Genomic DNA, 7,199 nt, shown 5'->3' on the forward strand with positions numbered 1-7,199 from the left:
AGTCCGGCAGAAGGCTGTCCCTTGCCCGCCCGGCATGGCAGATTGCGGTCGCGTACATGACCAACTGCCGAGCTGTCGGGTGGTTGCCGCGGAGGTGGCCGTCTTCGTGTAGTAACCGGTCTTGCGGCCGGTCACCCGGACGCGGATGCGGTCACCGCGGTCGACGGACCGGAGGCGGTACGTCTTCCCCGTCGCGCCCGAGATCGCGACACCGTTGCGCAGCCACTGGTAGCTGAACGTGATCCCCGAGGGCTTCCAGGCGCCAGGGTAGGCGGTGAGCAGGTAGCCGACCCGGCGGGTGCCGCCGATCGTCGGGGTGGCCGCGGTGAGATACCCGGCCGCGATCCTCGCGGTCGCCGCGCTCGTCCGGACGCCGGGGTTGGCGGCCGGCCATGTCGAGGAGTACGCCGTCACTCGGACCCGGATCTCCTTGGTGTGGTCGGCCCCGCTGAGCTTGTAGGTCGACGCGGTGGCGCCCGAGATCGGAACGCCGTTGCGCAGCCACTGGTACTTGACCGACGTGGCCGTCGGGCTCCACGAGCCCTTCGTCGCCGTCAGGGTGTAGCCGACCCGCGGGGTGCCGCTGATCGTCGGCGGCGCCGTGCTCGCGATGGTCAGCGGGTTGCAGGTGTAGAGCTCGATCCCGTCGACGAACCAGCCGATGCCCGAGTACCTGCTGTTGCCGCGTACGACCCACTGGAACCGGACGGACTTGCCGGCGAACGCGGACAGGTCGACGCGCGAGCTCATCCACCCGTTGGAGTCGCCACCGAAGCCGGTCAGCGGACTGCTGGGATTGTTGAGCAGCAGCTTCTGCTTCGGGCCGTTCACCCAGGCCGTCGACGGGATGGCGGTCGCGACCCCGTTGACCAGCAGGCGCGCCTCGCCGCCGTCGATGTACCGCGGCGCGGGGTTGGCAGGGACGCCGTCAGGGTCCCATTCGAAGAGATACCAGTGGCTGAACCGCAGATAGGTCCGCTTGCCGGCCGGCACGTTGATCGCGGCCGTGGTCAGGCCGCTGGCGGTCGGGTCGCCGTACGCCTCCGGGTCAGGGTTCATGCCGAAGTCGGAGCCGTTGCCGTCACGGTCGTTCGCGGGGATGCCCTGCGCCACGTCGGGCGCCGGGTTCCACAGCACACCGCGGCTGAGCGACGGGGTCGCCATCGCGGCCTTGCCGGTGCTCCCGGCGGGACAGGTGTTGGGCGCCTCCGCGGGGCGGGTCGCGCCCGCCTTGGTGGGCGATTTGGCGAGCTCGGTCGCGTCGGTGGCGAGGTTGACCTGGGTGCAGTCGTCCGCGGTGAAGCCGGCGGTGCCGGCGGCCACCAGCGCGGAGCAGCCGTTGGCGAGGGTGCGGCGCAGGTCGGCGTACTGGCTTCCGGAGACGAGGTGCTGGATCGTGTAGAGGTAGAGCGTCGCGGTCTTCTGCAGGGTCGGGTCACCGGCGTCGATGCCGGTGATGGTGCGGCCGTTGAAGGTGCCGCCCTGGGAGATCAGGTAGGCCGTCTTGTTGCCGACCCCGCTGTTGGTGTGCACCCCGCCGCCGTCGGCGTAGTAGCTGAGGTCGTCGGCCTCCCACAGCGAGCTGGTCATCCGGTCGGGCTGGTCGTGCGCCGTCGGGTTGGCGAGATCGCGGATCGCGCCGAACGATGAGTCCTCGCCGACGCGCCAGTCGGTCGGGGAATCGCCGGGCGTGGCGTAGCGGTGGTCGACGATCTCGCCCATGATGTCGGCCATCGACTCGTTGATGGCGCCCGACTCGTACCAGTAGAAGAGGTTCGAGCTGCGCTCGATCACGCCGTGGGTCAGCTCGTGTCCGACGATGTCGTCGACCACGAGGCCCTGGCCGAGGTAGATCTGCTGACCGTTCCAGAACGCGTTGTCCATCGGACACGGCGGCGTGTAGCCCGGCTCCGTCGGCTCGCAGTAGCGGGTCGTGGCGGTGACCGCCTTGCCGGTGGCGCCGCTGGACCAGCCGATCTCCTCGGTCAGGTCCAGACCGAGCGAGGCGTAGAGGTCCGAGGTCGCGCCGAGCATTTCGTAGGCCCTGTCCACATCGGCGAGCCCGGTCGGCGCGTCGCCCTCGCGCCGCTTGACCGTCGAGCTCGTCTCGGCGCAACCGGTCGCCGCGGCACGGACGTTGGCGTTGTCGCAGACGCGGCGGTTGGCGTGGGCGATCTCGTTGATGTGCATGAGTACGCGGCCGGTGGCGGCGTGGGCGAGCACGGTCTCCCGGATGGTGGAGCCGTTGGTCACCGAGAACCGGAAGACGCTGGCCTTGCCGATCTGCGGCCCGGCGACCAGGTCGTCGTCGTAGAGCCACGTGCCCTCGTCCTCCACGGTGAGGCCGGTGGCTCCGTCGTGGGCCTTTGCGACCACCGCCTTGGCCGCGCCTTCCGCCTTCGCGCGCTTGGACTCGTCCGGCTGGGCGACCTCGGTCGCGGTGGCGTCGGAGAGGTTGGTGGCCGCGGAGTTGAGGCCGCGGTCCTTGTCCAGACCGACGACCACCTCGCCGCCGAGGACCGGGAGGCCGTCGACGTACTGCTCGAACCTGGTCACCGACCCACCGCCGACGGCCTTGCCGGTCGACGTCTCGCGCAGGTCCGCCTTCTCGGTGCCCAGCGCCTCGGCGGCGCGGTCGAGGTGGGTCTGAGCCGCCTTGGCGGGCTTGACGGTGGCCCCCAGCGGGTCGACGGCCTCGGTCTTCGAACCGATGAAGTCGGCGATGCCGTCGGTGGTGCGATGGATGGTGAGTGGGACGCCGGCACGGTCCTGGTAGGTCGCGACCGGGTCGGGTTCGGCGGAGGCGGGCGGGGCCATCGGGATGACGCTCAGCCCGCCGAGGGCAAGTGCGGTCGCAGTCAGGGCGACGACGCGTCTTCGAGCTGACACTTCGAGTCCTTCGAGAGTGGGAGCGGCCCGGAGGAGTTTCACGGGCCAACAAGACCGCCGGCCCGAACCAGCGGCCAGAAGTCTCCCAGTCGGTCGCGGGTGCCGTCGCCCGTATTTTCGCGGCTTGCGATGGGGTACATACTCGGTATATACATACTCAGTAACTAGGGAGGTGATCGAGTGTCCGTGAAGCACGCACTGCTGGCGCTGCTGGAGAAGCCGCGCTATGGCTACGAGCTGCGCGCAGAGTTCGAGCAGCGCACCGGCGCGAGCTGGCCGCTGAACGTCGGGCAGGTCTACACGACCCTGTCGCGACTCGAGCGTGACGGCCTCGTCGAGGCCGGAGGGACCGACGCGGAGGGACGGTCCCTCTACCAGCTGACCGAGGCCGGCAAGGTCGAGGTCAAGGGGTGGTTCGACACCCCGGTGGAGCGTACGCAGCCACAGCGCGACGAGCTCGCGATCAAGCTCGCGGTCGCGGTCGCGGTGCCGAGCGTGGACGTCGGCAAGGTCGTCCAGCAGCAGCGCAACGCGACGATGCAGGCGCTCCAGGGATACCGCCGTCAGTCGCGGTCCGGTGCCGCGGACGACCTCGCCGGAGGGCTGGTCCTCGACCGGCTCGTCTTCGCGGCCGAGGCCGAGATCCGCTGGCTCGACCACTGCGAGGCCCGGCTCCGCCGGGCGGCCGCGTCGAGCACCGCTCCGGAGCCCGTCGGTCCCGTCGACGGAGGGGACCGATGAACGCCGCACTCGCCCACGACCTGCGCCGCCTCAGCCACGACCAGGACCGCTGGCTCGCCGACGCCCGCGAGCGGCTGAGCCGCCGCACCCATGCAACGCCCGCCAGGCCGGGCACCACCACGACCAAGGAGTCCACCGATGAGTGAACCCGTCCTCCGGCTCACCGATGTGAGCCGCGTCCACGGCACCGGCGCTGCCGAGGTCCACGCCCTGCGCGGCGTCAGCCTTGCTGCGTACGCCGGTGAGCTGGTCGCCATCATGGGGCCGAGCGGCTCCGGCAAGTCGTCGTTGCTCACCATCGCCGGTGGCCTCGACTCGCCGACCGCCGGGTCGGTGACCGTCGACGGCCAGGACCTCGGCGAGGCCGGGATCAGCGGGCGCGCCAAGCTGCGGCGTACGTCGATCGGCTACGTCTTCCAGGACTTCAACCTGATCCCGGCCCTGACCGCCGCCGAGAACGTCGCGCTGCCGCTGGAGCTCGACGGCGCCGGTCGCCGTTCGGCACGGTCGGCGGCGAGGACGGCACTCGAGGAGGTCGGGCTCGACGGCTTCGCCGACCGGTTCCCCGACGAGATGTCGGGCGGGCAGCGGCAGCGGATCGCGATCGCCCGGGCGATCGTCGGTGAACGCCGCCTGATCCTTGCCGACGAGCCGACCGGCGCCCTCGACACCGAGACCGGTGAGGACATCCTCAAGCTGATCCGCGCGCGCTGCGACGCGGGTGCGGCCGGTGTGCTCGTGACCCACGAGCCCCGCTACGCCAGCTGGGCCGACCGAGTCATCTACGTGCGCGACGGTGTCGTCGTCGACGAGGCCGGCGAGGCTCCCGGCGCGCTCCTCGTGGACGAGGCCGGGGCATGAGTGGGGGTCTCGCGGGCTGGCGGCTCGCGCTCCGCATCGGGCAACGGGAGGCCCGGCGGGCGAAGTGGCGCAGCCTGCTCGTCATCTTGATGATCGCGCTCCCCGTGGCCGGCGTCACCGCGATCGCGGTGACCTACAAGACCTACGACGTCAACACCGTCGAGGGTCTCGATCGCCGGCTCGGCGCGGAGGCCGCGGCCAGGGTCGACGCCCAGAGTCCCGCACCCGTTCGGCAGGGCATCGATCCTGATCAGGCGAGCCAGTGGCTCGACGAGACCGGGACCGAGCCGCTGGACGCGGCCGGGCTGCGGGCCGTCGTCGGCGACCGGCCGGTGCTCTCCATCGACGACTACGGTCTGGACGTACGCACCGACAAGGGTGTCGCCTGGGCCAGCGGCCTGCGCACCGATCTGTCCGATCCGCTCGCCGCCGGGCTCACCCGACTGACCGACGGCCGGCTTCCGCAGGGGCCCGATGAGGTCGTGGTCAATGCCGCGCTCGCCGCCCGTGGCCCGGGTCTCGGCAAGGAGCTGCGGATCCCGAACGGCGGCTCCGAGGAGGTCCGCAAGGTCGTCGGGATCGTCGAGTCGGCAAGTGTGCGCAACGAGCCTTTCGTGGCCGGCGCCGGTCTCCCGGAGGCGAGCTACGCCACGACCTCGACCTGGCTGGTCGGGGGTGCTCCGGTGAGCTGGGGCGACGTCGAGAAGCTGAACGCGAAGGGTGCCTTCGTGCTCTCCCGGTCGGTCGTCCAGGACCCCTCGGCGGCTGCGTTGGCCGCCGATCGGAAGCTCGGCTCCATGGAGCGCGCGCCGGATGCCTCCGAGACCGTCGTCGTCGCCCTCATCGTGGTCATGGTGCTCCTCGAGGTCGTCCTGCTGGCCGGCCCTGCCTTCGCGGTGGCGGCCCGTCGACAGGCGCGGGACCTCGCGCTGATCGCCGCCTCCGGCGGCACGGCTCGCCAGGCTCGGCGTGCCGTCCTCGGGATGGCGATCGTCATCGGTGCGGTGGCCGCGGCCGTCGGGGCCGTGCTCGGGATCGGGCTCGCCCGCCTGCTGCAGCCGCTCGCCCAGGGCCAGGTCTCGGCGTGGTTCGGCCCGTTCGAGGTCCCGTGGCTGCAGATCCTGGCCGTCGCCGTCATCGGGTTCGGCGCGGCGATCTGTGCGGCGGTCGTGCCGGCCTGGATTGCGTCGCGACAGAACGTCGTCGGCGTACTGTCCGGGCGTCGCTCCGAGAGCCCGCCGTCGCGGCACTCGCCGCTCATCGGGCTCGTCCTCATCCTCGCCGGCGCCGCGTTGTCCGCTTTCGGCACGCGGGGAGCCTACGACGGGATCCCGATCGCCCTCGGCGTACTGCTGTGCGTCGCCGGGGTGCTGTTCATCCTCCCCGTCCTGGTCTCCATGGCTGCCCGGTTCAGCGCCCGGATGCCGTTGGTGATCCGCTTCGCGACGCGTGATGCCGACCGGCACCGCACCCGGACGGTCCCGGCAGCGGGCGCCATCGCGGTGACCGTGGTCGGCGCGGTCACCCTCGGGATCGCCTTCGGCAGCGATCAGTTGCAGAACCAGGAGACCTACCAGCCGTCGCTCGCCTACGGGGACGCTGCCGTGCAGCTCGATTCGAGTGCCGTCGCCGCCGAGAACACGGACGCCACGGCGTGGGAGGGCGTCGCGGCGCAGGTCGCGAAGGAGATCCCGAAGGCGACGATCGTGCCGGTCTCTGCCGCCGTGTTCTCCGACCCCGAGACCTTCTTCGCGATCCGGACCGGAGACGGCGCCGACGTCACGCCGGGCTCCAGCAACGGCACCTTCGGCGAGATGCTCGTCGCCGGGGAGGACGGCACCCTCCCGCCGGCCGTGACGCGCGTGCTCGGGGATGCGGATGTCGCTGCGGCCGAGAAGACCGTTCGCGCCGGTGGTGCGGTCGTGTTCACCGACGGCGAGAGGCCGGCTTCGAAGGACGCCCGACTGGACGTCCGGAAATGGGACGAGGAGACGGAGTCCGAGAAGGAGCAGGCCTCGGTCACCGTGCCGGCGACCTACCTCCATGTCGAGGACGCCTACGCGCCTGCGTACGCGGTCGTCCCGCCGGACGTGGCGAAGAAGCTGAGCGCCGAGCCGCAGGTGAGCGGCCTCTACGTCGAGAACGCACGGATCACCGCGGCCGCCGAGCAGGACCTCGACGAGGCCCTCGCCGCCGGGCAGGTCCCGACGTCGATCACGGTCGAGCGTGGGTTCCAGCAGGACGACAAGGCGGTGATCGTCTGGCTGCTCCTGATCACCCTGGCCGCGGTGCTGATGATCGGCGGTGCGCTCACCGCGACCTACCTCGCGCTCAACGACGCCCGCCCCGACCTGGCCACGCTGTCGGCCGTCGGTGCACCGACGCGTACGCGTCGACGGGTCGCTGCTGCGTACGCCCTGGTCATCGCGCTCCTCGGTGCGATCCCGGGGGCCCTGATCGGGTTCGTCCCGGGCATCGCGATCAGCTATCCGATCACCACCGAAGGCTGGCCGGAGCGCGACAGCGTCGCCGCGCACTACCTCGAGATCCCCTGGGACCTGGTCGGCATCGTGGTCGTCGGCCTGCCGCTGCTGATCGCGCTCATCGTCGCGGTCACCACCCGCAGCCGCCTCCCCATGGTCGCCCGCGTCGAATAGGGACTTCTGACGGGCCGAATCCTCAGTTGTGGGCGACGAAACTCGAGTTTC

The 7,199-nt window shown here is 71.2% G+C and carries 5 protein-coding genes; 4 read left to right on the forward strand and 1 reads right to left on the reverse strand.

The features are described from left to right. Positions 1 to 2,889, reverse strand: a 2,889-nt coding sequence (locus ACFVDI_RS28320) for a M4 family metallopeptidase (RefSeq protein WP_378912214.1), incomplete at its 3' end; no start/stop codon positions are given. A gap of 180 nt (positions 2,890 to 3,069) precedes the next feature. Here ACFVDI_RS28320 and ACFVDI_RS28325 point away from each other — a divergent pair. The 4 genes from ACFVDI_RS28325 to ACFVDI_RS28340 are packed head-to-tail and all read left to right on the forward strand — an operon-like array spanning position 3,070 to position 7,148. Then, the gene (locus tag ACFVDI_RS28325; protein ID WP_378912215.1) at positions 3,070 to 3,630 is read left to right on the forward strand and encodes a PadR family transcriptional regulator; all 561 of its coding nucleotides are present in this window, start codon (positions 3,070 to 3,072) and stop codon (positions 3,628 to 3,630) included. Continuing rightward, positions 3,627 to 3,776, forward strand: a complete 150-nt coding sequence (locus ACFVDI_RS28330; RefSeq protein WP_328527853.1) for a hypothetical protein — start codon at positions 3,627 to 3,629, stop codon at positions 3,774 to 3,776. Before ACFVDI_RS28325 ends, ACFVDI_RS28330 begins: the two co-directional genes overlap by 4 nt. Then, positions 3,769 to 4,491 (forward strand): ABC transporter ATP-binding protein, encoded by a 723-nt coding sequence (locus ACFVDI_RS28335; protein WP_378912216.1) that lies wholly within the window; start codon positions 3,769 to 3,771, stop codon positions 4,489 to 4,491. The genes ACFVDI_RS28330 and ACFVDI_RS28335 overlap by 8 nt, the downstream gene beginning before the upstream one ends. After that, positions 4,488 to 7,148 (forward strand): FtsX-like permease family protein, encoded by a 2,661-nt coding sequence (locus tag ACFVDI_RS28340; protein ID WP_378912217.1) that lies wholly within the window; start codon positions 4,488 to 4,490, stop codon positions 7,146 to 7,148. Before ACFVDI_RS28335 ends, ACFVDI_RS28340 begins: the two co-directional genes overlap by 4 nt. Positions 7,149 to 7,199: the final 51 nt, after the last annotated feature.

It is taken from the genome of Nocardioides sp. NPDC057767 (genome assembly GCF_042798275.1).
Classification (GTDB): Bacteria; Actinomycetota; Actinomycetes; order Propionibacteriales; family Nocardioidaceae; genus Nocardioides.